The sequence below is a fragment of the Streptomyces lancefieldiae genome, assembly GCF_031845825.1.
GTDB lineage: Bacteria > Actinomycetota > Actinomycetes > Streptomycetales > Streptomycetaceae > Streptomyces > Streptomyces lancefieldiae.
Genome location: NZ_JAVRFH010000263.1, coordinates 1 through 672, shown reverse-complemented (window position 1 = coordinate 672; position 672 = coordinate 1). Strand labels below are relative to the sequence as shown.

The 672-nt window shown below is 72.9% G+C and carries 1 protein-coding gene; it reads left to right on the top strand.

Annotated elements, in window-relative coordinates:
- A partial coding sequence (locus RM812_RS42025) for a DNA glycosylase AlkZ-like family protein (protein WP_311586270.1) occupies positions 1-672 on the top strand: 672 nt, incomplete at both ends.

The window sequence follows — 672 nt, the reverse complement described above, 5'->3', positions numbered from 1 at the left end:
CCGCCACGGACCTGTCCGCAGACGAGGCCCGCCGCCTCGCCCTCCGCGCACAGGGCTTCCTCGGCGCCCCCGACCGCCGCTCCGGCGTCCGCGGCGTCCTCCGTCACCTGGGCGCGGTACAGCTCGACACCATCTCGGTCCTCGCCCGCTCCCACGAACTCATCCCGTACGCCCGCCTGGGAGCGGTGGGCCGCAGAACGGTCGAGGACGCCTACTGGACGGACGCACACGCCTTCGAGTACTGGTCCCACGCCGCCTGCATCCTCCCCATCGAGGAGTGGCCCCACTTCGCCTTCCGCCGCCGCGCCTACCGCAACCGCCCGCACTGGAACCACCACCTCCCCGACGGCGCCTACGACCAGGTGATCAAGCAGCTCCGCACCGAGGGCCCCCTCACCGCGACGGACCTGGGCGGCGCGAAGAGGACCAGCGAGTGGTGGGACTGGTCGGGCACTAAGGTCGCCGTCGAGCGGGCGCTCATGTACGGCGAGGTGGTCTGCGTCGAGCGCCGCGGCTGGAAAAGGGTGTACGACCTGGCCGAGCGAGCGGTCCCGGCCGCACTGCTGCACGACGAGCTGGACGACACCGAATGCCTGCGCCGCCTGGTGCGCCTGGCGGGCCGGTCCCTGGGCGTCGGCACGCGCGCGGACATCGCGGACTACCACCGCCTCA